The following is a 17,213-nucleotide window of genomic DNA, read 5'->3' as shown; positions in this document are numbered from 1 at the left end:
TAGCTTTTGTTCAAAATTTAAGATTATTATTTTATTATATGTAGTAACTATTTATATTATTTAATAATTACTTGGTTTACTATTAAGGTGATTATCTTACAAAAGTGTAAGGTTATTTTAATTGACACTCATATATATGAGTAACTATACTGGTTACACAATGTTGGTAATTATATTTAATAATCTCTATCTATAAGTGTATGTCCGAGGATTATTTTTGGAGTAATAGTTCGATTTTAAATTCATTATCTGCTATATAGTAATGCGAAGAACTTAATCTATTCTTTATTCAAGGTCGTATTATTTAAAGATTAATTATAAATGATATATTTACCAAATTGTAATAACTTGATAGAGGTGTTACATTTTGAAATACAAATTAATTGCTACAGGAATTCTTGCTGGAAGTCTATTATCCTACTCATCTAATACATTTGCAAATACTCATAAGTTCCCAGATGTTCCTGCATGGGCGGACAAATCCGTTAATTATTTAGTTGATAAACAGGTATTGAATGGCTATCCAGACGGAACTTTCGGTTCAAATGACTCATTAGACAGAGCTTCGGCTACAAAAATTATGACAAAAGTTTTAGGTCTACAAATTGACTCTAATGCAAAACCATCATTTACAGATTCACAAAACCACTGGGCGACTCCGTATATTGCTGCTGCTGAAAAAGCTGGTATTGTTAAAGGTGAGGGTAATGGAATCTTCAATCCATCCGGAAAAGTAACTCGCGCTGCTATGGCTACGATGCTAGTAAATGCATATAAACTACAAAGCACACCAAATCATAATGATCAGGTTAGATTTGAAGATTTAAAAGGTCATTGGGGAGAAAAATATGCCAATATTTTAATAGATTTAAAAATCTCTAATGGTACCGAGAACGGTTGGCAACCAAATAGATTTATAGCACGTGCTGAAGCTGCTCAACTTACTGCAAAAACAGATATGATGCAACATCGTCAAAAAAACCCATTAGAAAGCAAAACAATTATTATTGATCCTGGACATGGTGGCGAAGATCCTGGGAAATCCACAAAGGGATTACCTGAAAGTAAGATTGTACTAGACACTTCTTTACGTCTACAACAATTACTTGAAAAGCATACACCATTTACAGTTTTATTAACTCGTCAATCTGATAATAGACCAGGACATGATCAAAAAAGTTCTTTACAGGAACGTGTTAAATTTGCTAAGAAAAATCGGGGTGATATCTTTATAAGCGTACATGCAAATGCTTTTAATGGTAATGCAAAAGGGACAGAAACATATTACTATAAATCTTCTAAATCTGAAAAAACAAATCCTCATGTGGAAGAAAGTCGTGTTTTAGCGGAAAAAATTCAAACACGTTTAGTAGAGGCACTTCAAACACGAGACAGAGGAGTTAAACATGGAGACCTTCATGTTATAAGGGAAAATGACATGCCAGCTGTGTTGACGGAACTGGCATTTATAGATAATGGTATTGATTACAGTAAATTATCTACGGAAAATGGCAGACAAATTGCAGCAGAAGCCATTTATGAAGGAATTTTAGATTATTATGAATGGAAAGGAAATAATGTATCTGAATATAGGCTGTAATAAGTAATTGAAAATATAGTAATTCTCGAAATGAAGAATTCTATAATTTTTTTAATTTTTTTAAACAACAATTTTAAATTTGTATTTAAAATTGTTGTTTAAATCGTTATTTTATGTTTTAATAATGTTGATAATAGTTATCAATAATAGTGAGAGGAAGATTAGTGAAATATGTGTTTTTAGTTAGTGTCATAAAAGTTAATGAATTTCTATATTGTATGGCTATGAATCTATCTCTATTTTTGTGAACTAGAAATAATATATTTATATCTTTTAAATGTTTAAGAAGGAGTGGCTGTCTGTATGAAAAAAGCAAAAGAAATAGCTAAATGCGTTGCGGTAGCGTCCGTTATTATGTCTGGATCATTTGGTTTACAAGCAACATCTGCATTTGCAGATTCTAAAGGAACTGTAGAAAATCTTCAAAATGGTGGGAAGGTCTATAATAGTTTTAAAACTACTTATGACATGAAGCAAAATATCAAAAATTCAATAAAGGTTTCTTTTATTGAGGATCCTTACGCAGATAAAAAGATTGCAATTGTTACCACTGATGGTAGTAATATAGATGCTAAATATACAATTAATAGCGGATACTATAACGCAGGTTTAAAATGGCCATCAGCCTATCATACTGAAGCAGAAATAACAAGTGGTGATAGTGCTCAATTCCATAAAGCTGCCCCAGTTAATACAATGACTTCAGCAAAGGTCACTTCGGAGGTAGGGTATACACTTGGTGGAAGTGTTAAAGTAGGAGTAAATGATAAAGGGCCAAATGCCGATGCAAGTATCACAGGTAGCTTTGCTTGGAAAGAAAGTGTATCTTATGATCAAGTAGATTATAAAACGGTATTAGAGACCCACACAGATAAAAAATTAAATTGGAAAGTAGGATTCCAATCATTTAACTTCCCAGAGTGGGGAATTTATAATCGTGATTCATTCAATACTTTCTATGGTAATCAACTATTTATGAAATCACGTAGTTATAATGAAGGAACGAATAATTTTGTTTCAAAAGATACAGTACCAGCTTTAACAGGATATGGTTTTTCTCCAAACGTAGTAGCGGTTATTACTGCTGATAAAACAGAAACTACATCAGATTTAAAAATAACAAATCGTAGAATTTCAGATCAGTACAATATCGAATGGGTAAGTTCAAAATGGTGGGGAACAAATAATAAAGATACATATAATGAATTCTTTACGAACCACTATAAATTAGACTGGAAAAACCATCAAGTTACTCTTGATAACCAAAAAGCCCTTGAAGAACAAATGAATAGTATCAACAGCGTGAATGATAAACTTAACAAAGGAAAAGGGAAATTATCTCTTTCAATGAATAGAAATCAACTTAAAGCTACATCTAGCAATGCTGGTTATGGTATCAGTTACGAAGATAAAAATTGGGGTATCTTTGTAAATGGTGAAAAGGTCTATACTTTTAATGAAAAATCAACTGTAGGCAATATCTCTAATGATATTAACAAATTAAACATTAAAGGACCTTATATCGAGATTAAACAGATCTAGTCAGTAAATGATGGCCGATTGATGGATAATTATCTCATCAATATACGAGTTTATTTTAAATCTGTATAATGTAATGAAAGGACTAAAGTTTATCTATAAAATAGATAAACTTTGGTCCTTATTATTTTTTTGTTTGCACACGAAGTTAAGATAATATTAGATGTTTTTTGTCCAGACTTTCACTCGATTAGAAAAGAGCGTAAAGTATTTGAAAGCTATTGATATTACGCAAGGGGATATTGTTTAAAGTAATCAGAACTTCATCGGTTGTTAAGTTACCACTTTAAATATATAATTAAATTTCATTAAAAAGATACTCTATTCAAAGTCCTTATTGGGTTTTTGAAGTGAAATATATACTATTTGAGGTGTGTGAAATGGGGAAATCTCGAGAGCAGACAATGCAAAATATTTTAAAGGCTGCTAAGAAAAAATTTGGAGAGCGTGGCTACGAAGGTACGAGCATACAAGAAATTGCAAAAGAAGCGAAAGTGAATGTTGCTATGGCCTCTTACTATTTTAACGGGAAAGAAAACCTATATTATGAGGTATTTAAGAAATATGGTCTTGCTAATGAGCTACCCAATTTTCTTGAGAAGAATCAATTTGATCCTATCAATGCCCTTAGAGACTATTTAACGGTTTTTACTACACATATAAAAGAGAACCCTGAAATTGGATCATTGGCATATGAGGAGATTATTAAGGAAAGTGCACGATTAGAAAAGATTAAACCGTATTTCATAGGTAATTTTGAACAGTTAAAAGAAATATTACAGGAGGGTGAAAAGCAAGGAGCTTTTCATTTCTTCTCCATAAATCATACGATACATTGGATCACTTCTATTGTTTTATTTCCAAAGTTTAAAAAGTTTATTGATTCTTTAGGGACAAATGAAACGAATGATATAAATCATGAATGGATGCCAGAAGACTTAGTGGATAGGATTGTTACTGCATTAACAGATAAACCTAAAGTGTAAAATTATAAAGAAGTATAATGTATTCTTTTTATTGAAAAAATACAAACCTTTTGGAAGTGAACCTAGTAGTATTAATTTATAGATTTATATACTTTTATGAAAATAAATGAAGTAAATTCAATTTAATCTTATTTATCTTATAGGGATTATAAGGTATACTAAAAGTAGGTACAAAATGTACCATTTGAAAAAGAGTGCATTGCAAAAAGGAATCCGTAAAGGATTCCTTTTTTGTTTCTTTGAAAATGAAGCAATGTTCTAATAACTAGCAGTCCTTTTTGCATGGACTTACTGAGGTTATAATGAGAAGAAAAAGAACCCTATAGGGTTCTTTTTCAAGGCATATTAACAGTAAGGAGAATCATGAAATGCTACTTCAAATCTTTATTAGGGGAAAGATTTTGAAAAAGCTTAACATGTATTTATTTTTACATAAATGTAAGATGTAGTAAATTGATAATATTTATACTTACTATTACTAATATTCAATTAAGATAGTTAATACTATTTATATAGTGTTAACTGGTGTATAGTACAGTATAGATTTAGAAATTTAATATTAGATTACATTTGTTAAAAAAGTTAATAGATATATTATTTCAAATTCTAACTAACATTTAAACAATTTTAATTGAAATTGGTTGTGTATTAACCCTTATAAGCCAATAAAAGTAAATAAAATAAACAAAGACCCTGTAATAAATACAGGGCCGGATACAGGGTTAAGGGAACGCATAGTTTCTTAATATCATAGTAGCATATATTCTTTGTATAGCTACATGAGGATTTTGACAGAATTAAGAACAAGACAGAAAATCTGTAGGAAAGCAAATATAGTGCTGGAAATGTGATTTTAAATTAAGTTATAGGTATATTGAAATGTATGAAAACTCTTGAGTACCATGATTAAATTCCCTTTAATTATGAGGTTTAGGTTAGAGGGATAATTGGATCTTACTGAAAAGAAAAAATGTTTTTTAGATTAAAAGAAAAGACACCTTTTGGGTGTCTTTTCTTTAAGTAAACAGTTCACATATTGCTGAATTAGATACGAAACTATAATTCGACTACGAAGTAAATCCTAACATAATCTGAACAGAAAAAATATGTAATATTACATTTTTAGTTTTTAATTATTTTATTCAATATAGAGAAGCAACGTAAATAAAAGGGCATGCAGTCGTATCTGCAGCCCTTTTTAGGAGGAATTCAAGACACCATTAGGACACGTATTGGTAAACAGGTTCAAAAATAGTATGTGTGAAAAGAAAAAGTCCTATACCAAAAGTAGACAGGACCTTATCTTTTTTACATTTTAAAAAATGAAATTCTGTCCTTTTGAAATCAGTACAGCACACACTTGGTTTGAAATGAAATTAGAAAAAGTATACATGAAAATGGCAGACAACTATTTTGTTGCCTGCCGGTGCCAGTGGGTTGAATGAGTTAGTCAATTCAATAAATTGTGCTATCCCATTACCAGAAGAGTGAAGCCGCTAGTTCAAACGGCTTAGACATAGTTTGTCTAATAAAGAAAAAATTATGAGTAGAAATTTTGTTTGCTCTATATGAAAAGATAAATAGATATTCATCAGACAAGGATAATTTAGCATATCTTGAATAGGGTGTAGGAACGAATTAAAGAAAGGGATATTTGTTTAGGAAGGGACTGACTAAGGAGTGGGACTTTCGGACAGGGTTTGGGGAGCGGTGATTGCCTTTGGCATTGCGACTAATATCGTTGCTTGTATAATGGCAGTATACATTCAAAAATATGAGCTAATGATAAATCATCTTACAAATATTTTATTTTTAATAATTATCTCTTTAACGTTTATAAAGATGAAAATTAACAGATGGGTGGCTTTAGGATTTACATTAGTTGTAATAGAGAAAGGTATTAAAGCGGGCTATGACTTCTATACACATAATTATTATAGTGTCAGTTGGAGTTTAGCTATCATTGTCTATTGCATATACGAGATGGAAAAGTATCATATTGAAATAAACGAATAGGCGCAACAAAAAGGTGTTAGTAGGTGGAATTCTTTTTAAAATACTATAAAAAAGACACTACAAGAGTGTCTTTTTTTTGAAAATACTCTATAATTAACTTTGGGGAAGGTAATGTTAGAGTATTCGTTTAGCATTATCTTTATATTTGATAAACCATGAAATCGAAAGATTTTGTGGTTTATTTTATGAACAATAGATATTAAAGTATTGGCAGTGAGTTATTAATCATTTTAAGCATTAGGGGAGAATGGATTAAAAGTCTAACATCGAATAACGGTTCCGGAATATAGTGTTGCGAAATGATCTCCCATATCCCAAACGGTACTTGCCTGTATATAGCCCTTAAAGCCTTCTGAAGAATAATAAATCTCTTTTGGTATACTTTCTTTAGTTTGGAAATGTGCTTTAGAGTACTTTACATAATGGTTTTTAACAACTTTTGCTTCTGGAACAATAGTGTTTTTTTGTTCCAATTTTGGCCTAGCACTAGAAGGTGGTATGAATTTTACATTGTCTTGGTAATTAGGATCTAAGGTGTCAGCTTGTACACTGTGTGACGAAACAAAGGTGCTTAGACTACTTCCCGCGATTAAAGTTGCAAATACTAACTTTGAGAATTTTGTTAATCTACTCATTCTATAATCTCCTTTTTATTATTTTGTAAGGTATCTCCTTACACCTCACAGTCTATATCCACTACAAAAGGGTGTACATACATATTGATAGACAAAATTCTACAAAATACCGCATGTTTTTGGGGTTTATGTATAATAATCCAATGTCTAATAATCTACCAAAAGTAAAAAGGTAGGTCTTATATAAAAGAAAATGAATAATTTATGCAGGTAATGTATATGGAATTATTGTTTAAATATTCTAAAATGAGTTGATAAAGATGTTGGTAGGTTTTTTGGAAAACAAATAATTCCCTAGGTGAAATTTGGAGGGAACATTCTCTGTTAGAGTTTTTATAAGGGAATTCATTTTCGTAGATTCAAAATGTAAAAATAACTAAAAGAGCAAGTGTTTCAATGGGTAAAAAGCTATGTTGAGTCTTTTTTCTCTGTTGGTGGTCGTCTAATCAATGAAATGACGGATGCTTATGATAGTTTGTGTCTAGCAACATTCGTGTATAAACGAATGAATTAAGAAAAGGGTGAAATATTGGATAACTCGAAATGGATGCCTTTAAGTAATGTTGATGATGATGAGGAAATTTGGGTAGGAGCAAGAGTTAGGTTGTACAATGTTGGTATGAATAGAGAAGATAAAGAAAATAATTTCTATGAATATATTATTTCTTATATCTACGACAACACTAACTACTTACAACTAACTAATTTAACAACAGGAAAAGCAGGTTATATTATTTGTGTCATTGAAAAAGAATTACCAAATAATTATGCTTTGGGCAGAACATTAAAGCAAAGAATAGGTTTAGAAAATACCTATTTTAGATTTGAATAATCAACAAATACGGGAAGCACCAACTCTAAGGTGTCTTCCCTTATTTAATACTTTTTATCAATAATCAATATTAACAGAGCCTAAATAAAAAAGTGAGAAAAATGATAAACACTCTTCTCACTTTCATCAATTAGGGTGGCATATACATAAATATGCGTTTGGGTGGATTTTGGATGAAAAATCCACATGCATAGTATAACAAAAAAATTATGGCTTTTCGCATGTAATATTGCATATGAAAAATAGTAAAGTTTTAAATTTTAATATTAACAACTTATATATATGTGTTACAATGTAATTCTCTAATTTATTTTATTCTCCTATTTAGAATTTATAGTTTAGTGATTCAATAAAACAAAAGTGGTTGGAATAAATAGATAAAACGATGAAATAATACAGTTAGAATGGTTAAAAGGCAGTTAAATATAAGTATTAAAAGAAATAAATTTACTTATTTATGTTTAGTGAATGTATTATGGTAAGAATTTCATCCGATTGGATTAGCGCTAAACTAGATTTTTATCCAAACAAATCCAATAATTATTTTTTAAATGAAGTATATGTTGCATCAAGTTTATTTGGAATAATTCGTAGTCTAATAATTGCTGAATCTAGAAAAATAACATATTCGAAAGGAGGACAGATAAAACTCTGTCTGTGAAAATTAAATCTCTAAATTATAAAGTATGGATAATAGGATGTAATTGTGGTTTCATTTCGAATGGTACCATAAATGAATGTGGAAAAGTAAAGGAGAAAAATTTAAATAAACTATATAAGTAGTAAAAATGAAAAGGAGAAGTAGCTAGTGTTTAATATAAAAGAAAGATTGGGGCAAATAAAGCTTAAAACGAAGTTGTCTATGGCATTTATAGCAATATTAATTATACCAAGCCTTATCGTAGGAGTATCATCTTATAATAAATCAAAAACAGATCTTAATGAAACAATTCTACAATCAGCAAAAGATAATATAAGTATTTTAGATAAGATTGTTGATGATGAATTAGAAAATAAGCATACAGATATCACTCATTTTGCAAAGGTACTCACACAAGGGGATTATAATCCTGAACAATCGCAAAATGTACAGAATAAATTTGATCAATATATACAGTTACATCCAGAGGTAGAAACGATTTATACGGCATCCAGTAACAATCAATTTATTCATGCACCTGTTGGAAAAATACCAGAAGGGTTTAATCCGCTAGAAAGCAGTTGGTATAAGGATGCAGTAAAAGCAGATGGAGAGATTATTGTTTCATCTCCATATAAATCAAAGTCTACAGGAAATATGGTAATTGCAATTGCAAAGCAGAATGCAGATAAAAGTGGTGTCATTGGCGTAGATTTGAATATTAAAGATATCGTAAAAACATCCAAAATGATAAAAATTGGGAAGCAAGGATTTGTATCTATAGTTAGTCAAGATAAAACTATAGTTGTTCATCCATCACTAAAACCTGGAGAGAAATTAGATAAAACTTTAGTGGATGAATTGTACAAGACAGAAGATGGAGTAATTACTTATAGCCTCAATGGTGAAGATCGAAACATAAGCTTTAAGACAAATAAAAAAACAGGTTGGAAAATAGCTGGCGTAATGCCTACGAAAGAAATTGAAGAAGCTACCAATCCTATTTTTTATAAAACGCTCACTATAATAGGTGCTTCATTATTGTTAGGTGGAATTGTAATTCTATTCATACTCAAATCTATAATTACTCCACTAAGACAATTAGTCATTTCAGCTCAAAGAATTAGTCAAGGAGATTTAACCGAGAAAATAGATATTCGTTCAAAGGATGAACTTGGTCAATTAGGTGGTAGTTTCAATACAATGGCAGAGTCGTTACGTAATATTATTTCTCAAATTAACACATCTGCAGGACATGTAGCTGCGTCTTCTGAGGAACTAACTGCTAGTGTAGAGCAAGCAAGTGTTGCGACAGAACAAATTACAAAAGAGATGGAAGAAATCTCGAACAGTGCAGAGGTTCAAAATAATGAAGTTGAGTCTGGAGCTGAATTAATTGGTGAGGTAACACGAAATATTCAATACGTAGCTGAGAATGCTTCTGAAGTATCGGCTTCATCCATATACACTAAACAAAAAGCCAATGAAGGTGAACAATTAGTAGAACAAACTGTAACACAAATGCAGTCTATCCATCACTCTGTTTCTCAATCCGATAATGTCATAAAATTATTAGATAAGAAATCACAGCAAATTGGCAGTATATTAGAAGCGATTCAAAATATTGCGGAACAAACAAATTTATTAGCATTAAATGCAGCGATTGAAGCAGCTAGAGCTGGGGAACAGGGGAGAGGGTTTGCAATTGTTGCTGATGAAGTTAGAAAGTTGGCGGAGCAATCATCCGAATCTTCAATGGAAATTGGCAGTTTAATTAAGGAAATACAAGCAGACGTACATGAGACTGTAAAAGCTATGAATGAAGTAGGCGTAGAAGTACAGTCGGGAATTAAGGTTGCGAATGATACAAAACAAAGTTTTTATGAGATTTCAAAATCTGCAAATGATATTGTATCAAAAGTGCATGGTATGGTAGAACTATCAAATAAAATGACAACTGATGCAATGAAAGTTGATACATCGATTGATCAAATAGCTATGGCTGTAAAAGAAAATTCTTCAAGTATGCAAACGATAGCTGGTTCATCTGAGGAACAACATGCTTCTATGGAAGAGATAAATTCTTCAGCAATACAATTAGCACAGATGGCGGAAGAACTTCAAGAGTTAATTGGTGGATTTAAGATTTAAGTTGAGATTCTAGGAGAGAATGCTAGAATCTTGTTACAGAGTGGAAATGAAAAATCTTATAACATAGTAAATAAGTATAATATGTACTCTCTATGCGTATTGAACAGGCAGATAAGCCATTTAAAAACCCTCCATTTGGAGGGTTTTTAAATACATGTACATTAAATTTGTGGTGGTACACCACCATAATCGCCAACACTATATGAAGGAGCAGGATAATGCCCATGAGTAGCAAGCTGATCTGTTTTAGAAAACTGAAAAATTCCCACCGTTAATACCCCAATAAAAGCAATGCCTGATAATAATAAGCTAATTTTTTTCATTATTTTAACACTCCTTTTGCGATTGATTTTTGTCTTGCTTGATAACAAATATGGAAATAGTCACTTACTTTTTGGTGGTTCTCTAATTGTCTACATTTTGTGGCAAATAATTCGGCGTATTCGACAACATATTCCCATAATTCTTCTTCCTCAAAGTATAAGATTCCTTCTTGAATGATTTTTTCTAATTCTTCCAATGGAATATTTTCGTTTAATTTTTTTAAAATAGAGAAGTGGTGTGTGTATTCTTCGTTATGAATTTCTCTACAAATCTGTAGTCCCTTATCAATGAGTTGGCTGGCCGTTGATTGTTCTCCTAACTTATAATGTTCCTTAGCTTGTAGGAAGATGGCCTTGAAGTGTGTAGGGATTTTCTCTGTTACTTCTGAAAGGTGACGAATAGCTAAAGTAGACATACTTTGATCAGAATACAGCCACCCCATAGTATTTTTTACGTATAACAAGGAATCTTCTTCCCTATTTTTTTGTAGTAAATCAATTGCGCAATGTAGATATTCTTCTGCTTGTTCGTACTGTTTTAAATAGATGCAGCAACCACCTAGCAAACTATTACAAAAGGCTGTTTTTACTTCATAACCTTCGTACTTTGAAAAGATTGCTCTCGATTTATTTGCGTACTCGATAGAAGCGAGATTGTTATAGGTATGGTGATAGAAAGTAGCAATTCTATAGTAAAATTCAGCATGTTCAATTTCATCTGGTATAGCTACCAATATTTTTTCTGCTAGTTTATAATGTTCCTCTGCCTCAGTATAATTAGATATAAAAGTGGAATGAATGGATTTGAAAAAATGATAATAGAATTGTAGAAATTGATCTGTAGGCATATCATAATCGCTAATAGTATCAAAACTATTTTGTTGAATACCAAGGCTATCTGTTAAGACCTTGTAACGAAATTCGAGTAGTGAATAGTATAGTAACAAATTTTGATCCTGATGTTCTTGATCCGGCTCAATGCTTAACTTATTAATTTTTTCATCAATTTTCTTTTTTAGATTAGTAGCTTTTATAACTTGTTGAGATAGCATAGCTCGATACCAGTCGTTCAATAGAGAGGTTAATTGCTCATTTCCCTTTACTGAAACACTCATAATATACGCCCCCATTTTCTAAAAAAATCCTAATCCAATTTAATTATAAACATCATAACAAAATAGAAGAAAAAATGGAGTGATATTACAATATTTTTCAAGAAAATTCATAAAAAACAATCAATTTGTGTCGAATATACTTAGAATAAAACATCCAAAAATTATCAAAAGATGATATGAGTCTTTATACGTTCTATCAGGTGAACTTAGAAACTGTGATTGAAGATTTATGAAATTTCCTTTTCTTAAAACGGATCAATTACATATTAATTTTTAAATTATTTTATCGGATACATATAGTATGTATCCGATAAAATATATAAATCTTGCGTATGTAAATAAGAAGACAATAAAGAAAACAAAAAAGAACTTGTAAGAATTCCTATAAGTTCTTTTTTAGATAATATAAAAAGGTGAAACAGAACATCTCATTATTTGTAATAGTGAAATTATCTTACTTATGGTTTTGTTTTATAGAAGATGTACTATATTGAAGATTTGTTCTTATTGTTGATTAAAGGCAAATTAAAGACTGGTAGGGAAGAAGTGCATAAAAGAGAAAGCCTTCTTTACTTATTCTGAAAAGATAATTCAAAAAGCAATTTGTGTATAGAATAAGCAATGCATGAATTCATCAACATTGGTGATAATAAATCAGAGAATCAATATATAAGCATGAACTTTAGTGGAATAGCTACAAGAAGGGGATAATTCTATAATAGTAGATATAATTATCGAAATTTTCATCTTAGTTACTTTTCGGGTAGGATAAGTAGAAGAAAATAGGAAGTTTTTCTTTGAAGAAAGCTCTTTTGACAGGAATAGATTTTTTCATAACTAGAACAAATAAATTAATAATCGCATATACTGTATTGTCGTTAAAGCAAGACATTATTTTCTCAGAACAAGGGAATCACTAGAAAAATATGTGATTCCTTTATTCTTAAGTATAATGTCAATAGTTGATTTGAAATAACCGAAGAAATAAAATCTTTGTTAATGGACAATCACATAATTTTAGGTATAGTAGGTTTATAATTTAGACTATAAAAATTAATGTATCTTTTATTATTTTAACCAAGAAGACTCCCTCCATAAGGAACTCACAGCAAGTATGGGGAAGTGGGAGTAGTTCAAAGCATGCAATATTGTTTGATTTGGCTAATACATAGATTTATCATCTCAGAACTGGTGTAAGAATTATAATGTTTATACCATTCTATTGTATTTTCTAAAGTCTGTTGTAGGGACCATTTTGGCTGCCAATTAAGATTGAATTTTGCTTTGCTAATGTCAAGATTTAGTAAATTTGCTTCATGAAAATTTATTGGACCTATATTTTCTGCTGTCCAATCCCCGCAGCCCCAAATATCTAGTAAACTGGTCACTAATTTTTCTACTGGAACAATATTGCTTAGGGATGGCCCGAAGTTCCATGCTCCTGAATAAGGGATACCATTATTTATAATTTTTTCTGTAAGGAGTAAATACCCGCTTAAAGGTTCTAGTACATGTTGCCAGGGTCTAATAGCAGTAGGGTTTCTAATAATAATGTTTTTGTTTGATTCTAATGCTCGTATACAATCAGGAATAATTCTATCTATTGACCAATCACCACCACCAATTACATTACCAGCTCGAACGCTTGCAATTATTTTCTTGTGTTGAGAAAAGTTTTCTTCTGAAAAGTAAGAATTTCGATAGGAAGAAATTAAAAGTTCACAGCATCCTTTGCTTGAGCTATATATGTCATGGCCGCCCATAGGGTCAATTTCACGATAACCCCAAGGCCATTCTTTATTTTCATAGCACTTGTCACTTGTCACCATAATTCCTATTTTAGCTGATTCATGTAATCGAATTGCCTCTAGTACATTCATAGTCCCTACAACGTTTACCTCGTATGTTTCTCTAGGATATTCATATGAATAATTAACTAGAGGTTGGGCAGCTAAATGGAATACAATTTCAGGTGTATAATCTGTAAAAACCTTATTTAATTTATTAAAATCTCTAATGTCTCCACGAATATCAATTATATTATTTTGAAGGTTAGTAATGTTAAAGTTATCATTCTTATTTTTAGGATCTAATGAATATCCGATTACAGTAGCACCTAATTCATTCAACCATAGGGATAACCAAGAACCTTTAAAACCAGTATGTCCAGTAATTAAAATTGTTTTTCCGTAAAAAGCATTATTAAAGTTTTGGTTTAACAATTAGTCCACCTCCTTTAGTACCCTATTTTTAGGGGGTTAGGTATAAATGTTTATTATTTTTATACCAATTAACAGTTTTTATAATTCCTTCTTCAATATTAATTCTAGGTTCCCAGGAAAGAGAGTTTTTTATTTTTTGCACATCCGCTTCAGGAACCCATCTTTCATTTGTTCTAGAGGAAATTGCACCGTAATTTGGTCTGGAATTGGTTTTCAAATGTTTGAATAATAATTCTACATAATGTTTCAAGGGGTGAATAGTGCCGCTCCCAATATTAAAAATTTCATTTTGTACAGTAGTATTTTCTACTGCTAGGATACAGGCATCTATTACATTTTCTATATAACAATAATCTCTTAATTGATTACATAAAGTTAAATTTACATCTTTGTTTTGTAATACTCGCAAGATTATATAGCTAAAAATTTTATGCGGCTCTTCGCCTTCTCCGAATATGCCAAAAGGTCTTAATGTTATAAGATTAATATTGTTTTCGCTAGCAATTTGATGGGCGAGTATAGTAGCAGCAGCTTTGGTACTTCCATAGATATCCACAGGAGTTAGTAACATATTTTCATGAATAGGTTCCATCTTGTTACCGTATTCAGAACTACTCCCAAAATTGATGATTTTTTTACAATTCACCAATTTTGCTGCTTGAATAATGTTACAAGTCCCTATAACATTTGTTTCTATAGCATGGATGTAATCTGTATGGGCAGAATTTACACCATAGGCTGCCAGGTGAAAGATATAATCGGGATTAATTTTCTTTATTGCATCTTGTACTTGTTTTTTATCTCGTATATCTATTTCATAGGTTTCAATATATTTTAGAATATCCTTTAGTCTCCAAGAGTTTGATGGTGTTCTTATGAAAAGAACAATTTTTGCTTGTAAATTTAAAAGTCTTCGTGCCAAGTGAGAACCAATAAAACCGTATCCACCAGTAATAAGGAAAGTTTTATTTTTAAATGAAGCAATCATAGTGATAATCTATCCTTTATTAAGATGTATTTTTAGTTGCTGAAATAAATAGATTTATTTTTAAATAAGGAAAGTATCAGTCTTAATTGTGATGAGGGGAGGGGTATTTAAAATAATTTTTTATTGTTGTTGTATCAATTTGATCAGCAAATAAAGAGGAGGAAGGTTTTTGAAAAGTATTATGAAGGGTATGACATGTCTTATTCAATTGTTCAATATAAGGAATGTATATATAATCTAAAACTGCTGGAGGTAATTCTAAAGTTTCGTGTTTCCATAAATCGAACTCATTTGGATTAATAATTTGCATACTTCCAAAATGAAAAGCTATTAATTCATCTTGATCAATAAAAACTTTATTATCTGTTTTGGATATAGAACTGCTATTTAAAATGACATTCCAAGGTGCTGCATCAATACCTCTATGAGTCATGATTTTTATATTAGAAAAGATGTTAGGAATATGATTTAAATATTTTTGATCACCCCATCTATCCATTTCAACATCATAATGATTATTACAATATTCTAGGCATTTATCTTTCCACCATGTTAAAATTTCTTTACTATTTTGATCGTTTTTGAAGCCTACTAAACCAGCTTGGTATATACCGTGTATGCTTTCAATTTCAGTAGAGCTTCTTTGAGGGCAAAGGAATACAGAGTATTTCCACCACTCATCAAGAATGATATTAGGTGCTGTAAAGAAATACATATCAGCATCACAATATATAATGTGATCAACTTCCGGATAAAGACTAAGGACATGTAGACATAGGGGCGCTTTTAATGTCCAACAATACTCTTGTAAACTTCTATCATTTTTTATACTGAGGAGTTCATGATTTTCAATTTCTTTTACCGGAATTAGTATGGCGTGCTTTAATTTTAATTTCTCTAATATTTGATAAGTTAAATCATCCATACAACAGATCCATACAGTAAATTTAGCGTTGAAATTTTCTAAGGAATAATAAGAGGTCAATCCTTGAATTAATCGTTCTTTACTTATAATCATGGAAAAGTTCATAAAATGATTGGATTGATTCATTTTTCTTCTTAATTGTGAATCTTTATATAAAGTTTGAGCTTTATTTATATCTTTTTTACTTAAAAATTGTTTAGTATCTTTATTGAATTTATCCTTTAATTGCTTTAAAACAAATTGAATTCTCTCTAAATACGGAGTGTAAATATGGTTTAATATATTATTGGGTATTGAAATTTCTCCCAAAGACCAAAGATCAAAATCATTTTCAGTAAAGATAGTAATACATGCAAAATGGTAAACAACTAGTTTGTCGTTTTCAATAAATATATCATTTTTAGTCTTGTCAATTTTATAATCGTTATTATATATACAGTTCCAAGGCGCAGCATTTATACCTAAGTTATTTGAAATTTTTACTTTTGGAAAATATATAGGGATATAATCTAAATACTTTTGGTCTCCAAATTTCCCCTCTTCAGCCTCGGCACTGCACCAATCTATACATTTATTTTTCCACCATCTTACACTTTTTAGTCCATAGAGATCATTCTTAAATCCAATTAGACCAGCCTGATATTTTCCGTACATTTTTTCTACCCAATCACGATCTCTTTGGGGGGTTAGGAAGATAGAATGGTCACCCCATTCCTCAAAAATAATATTAGGGTCAGAGAAAAAGCATAAATCACCATCACAATATAGAATAGATGGTAAATCATAATTGACCAATAAATATTCTATCAAGACAGATTTTAAAGTCCAACAATATTCATTTACTTTTCTTTTTCTCTTAATTGCTTTTAGTTCACGATCTTCTAATTCTTCAACTTGTAAAAGGTTTACATTAATTAAACTCATTTCTTTTAATAGTGAATATGCAAAAGGATCTATACAACAAATCCACAATGTGAATTTTTCTGAGTACTGCATTAATGATTGCTGTAAAGCAATAATTTTCAAGACATACTCACTACCTATAATGACGCAGAAATGATTATTTAGATCATGTTGTTGATTATAGAATTGGGGATTAATTCTTTTTTGAGTATTTTTTTTGGAGAGATTTGAAGCTTTAATTCCTGTTGAAAGTGGGTTAACTATTTTCTCATTAGAGGGGATGTACAATCGAGGTAAACTTATTTTTTTATCATTAGAGTTCAATGCTTATTCAGTCC

At 30.5% G+C, this 17,213-nt stretch carries 12 protein-coding genes; 6 read left to right on the top strand and 6 right to left on the bottom strand.

The window, feature by feature from the left end; genetic code table 11:
- The first annotated feature begins 367 nt into the window (after positions 1-367).
- The 4 genes from M1D73_RS18045 to M1D73_RS18030 all read left to right on the top strand — a co-directional run bounded on the left by M1D73_RS18045 (position 368) and on the right by M1D73_RS18030 (position 6,141).
- Positions 368-1,600: an N-acetylmuramoyl-L-alanine amidase gene (locus M1D73_RS18045; protein WP_121868210.1), complete on the top strand. Its 1,233-nt coding sequence runs from the start codon at positions 368-370 to the stop codon at positions 1,598-1,600.
- Positions 1,601-1,903: 303 nt separating this feature from the next.
- Positions 1,904-3,142 (top strand): hemolysin II HlyII, encoded by a 1,239-nt coding sequence (gene hlyII, locus M1D73_RS18040; protein WP_121868211.1) that lies wholly within the window; start codon positions 1,904-1,906, stop codon positions 3,140-3,142.
- Positions 3,143-3,519: 377 nt separating this feature from the next.
- Positions 3,520-4,125: a hemolysin II regulator HlyIIR gene (gene hlyIIR / locus M1D73_RS18035; RefSeq protein ID WP_121868212.1), complete on the top strand. Its 606-nt coding sequence runs from the start codon at positions 3,520-3,522 to the stop codon at positions 4,123-4,125.
- A gap of 1,680 nt (positions 4,126-5,805) precedes the next feature.
- A complete protein-coding gene (locus M1D73_RS18030; protein ID WP_000524431.1) occupies positions 5,806-6,141 on the top strand; it encodes a hypothetical protein in 336 nt (111 codons plus the stop codon).
- Positions 6,142-6,401: 260 nt separating this feature from the next.
- Here the strand turns inward: M1D73_RS18030 and M1D73_RS18025 are convergent, their stop codons facing one another.
- The gene (locus tag M1D73_RS18025; RefSeq protein WP_000088960.1) at positions 6,402-6,776 is read right to left on the bottom strand and encodes a hypothetical protein; all 375 of its coding nucleotides are present in this window, start codon (positions 6,774-6,776) and stop codon (positions 6,402-6,404) included.
- A gap of 547 nt (positions 6,777-7,323) precedes the next feature.
- On the opposite strand from M1D73_RS18025, the gene M1D73_RS18020 reads away from it, so the two are divergent.
- The gene (locus M1D73_RS18020) at positions 7,324-7,608 is read left to right on the top strand and encodes a hypothetical protein (protein ID WP_002024558.1); all 285 of its coding nucleotides are present in this window, start codon (positions 7,324-7,326) and stop codon (positions 7,606-7,608) included.
- An 808-nt stretch (positions 7,609-8,416) separates the two neighbouring features.
- Positions 8,417-10,399 (top strand): methyl-accepting chemotaxis protein, encoded by a 1,983-nt coding sequence (locus M1D73_RS18015; RefSeq protein ID WP_481157930.1) that lies wholly within the window; start codon positions 8,417-8,419, stop codon positions 10,397-10,399.
- A 161-nt stretch (positions 10,400-10,560) separates the two neighbouring features.
- Here the strand turns inward: M1D73_RS18015 and M1D73_RS18010 are convergent, their stop codons facing one another.
- The 5 genes from M1D73_RS18010 to M1D73_RS17990 form a co-directional block, all read right to left on the bottom strand.
- The gene (locus M1D73_RS18010) at positions 10,561-10,722 is read right to left on the bottom strand and encodes a transcriptional regulator (protein WP_016125008.1); all 162 of its coding nucleotides are present in this window, start codon (positions 10,720-10,722) and stop codon (positions 10,561-10,563) included.
- A complete protein-coding gene (locus M1D73_RS18005; RefSeq protein WP_000116953.1) occupies positions 10,722-11,837 on the bottom strand; it encodes a Rap family tetratricopeptide repeat protein in 1,116 nt (371 codons plus the stop codon). The genes M1D73_RS18010 and M1D73_RS18005 overlap by 1 nt, the downstream gene beginning before the upstream one ends.
- 1,133 nt (positions 11,838-12,970) lie before the next feature.
- Entirely contained in the window at positions 12,971-14,059 is a 1,089-nt protein-coding gene (gene rfbG / locus M1D73_RS18000) for a CDP-glucose 4,6-dehydratase (protein WP_481157929.1), read from the bottom strand.
- Between the two features lie 28 nt (positions 14,060-14,087).
- Positions 14,088-15,047, bottom strand: a complete 960-nt coding sequence (locus M1D73_RS17995) for an NAD-dependent epimerase/dehydratase family protein (protein ID WP_000561952.1) — start codon at positions 15,045-15,047, stop codon at positions 14,088-14,090.
- 82 nt (positions 15,048-15,129) lie between these two features.
- On the bottom strand, positions 15,130-17,199 hold the full coding sequence (locus M1D73_RS17990; RefSeq protein ID WP_121868213.1) for a glycosyl transferase: 2,070 nt from the start codon (positions 17,197-17,199) through the stop codon (positions 15,130-15,132).
- Between the last annotated feature and the right edge of the window lie 14 nt (positions 17,200-17,213).

Source organism: Bacillus sp. PK3-067 (genome assembly GCF_056738645.1).
This window is presented reverse-complemented; position numbering and strand designations above follow the sequence as displayed.

What these genes read in the sequence shown, in the direction of transcription:
- hlyII (WP_121868211.1), top strand. Translation starts at nt 1,904, where the DNA reads ATGAAAAAAGCAAAAGAAATAGCTAAATGCGTTGCGGTAGCGTCCGTT.
- hlyIIR (WP_121868212.1), top strand. Translation starts at nt 3,520, where the DNA reads ATGGGGAAATCTCGAGAGCAGACAATGCAAAATATTTTAAAGGCTGCT.
- M1D73_RS18025 (WP_000088960.1), bottom strand. Translation starts at nt 6,776, where the DNA reads ATGAGTAGATTAACAAAATTCTCAAAGTTAGTATTTGCAACTTTAATC.
- M1D73_RS18020 (WP_002024558.1), top strand. Translation starts at nt 7,324, where the DNA reads ATGCCTTTAAGTAATGTTGATGATGATGAGGAAATTTGGGTAGGAGCA.
- M1D73_RS18010 (WP_016125008.1), bottom strand. Translation starts at nt 10,722, where the DNA reads ATGAAAAAAATTAGCTTATTATTATCAGGCATTGCTTTTATTGGGGTA.
- M1D73_RS18005 (WP_000116953.1), bottom strand. Translation starts at nt 11,837, where the DNA reads ATGAGTGTTTCAGTAAAGGGAAATGAGCAATTAACCTCTCTATTGAAC.
- M1D73_RS17995 (WP_000561952.1), bottom strand. Translation starts at nt 15,047, where the DNA reads ATGATTGCTTCATTTAAAAATAAAACTTTCCTTATTACTGGTGGATAC.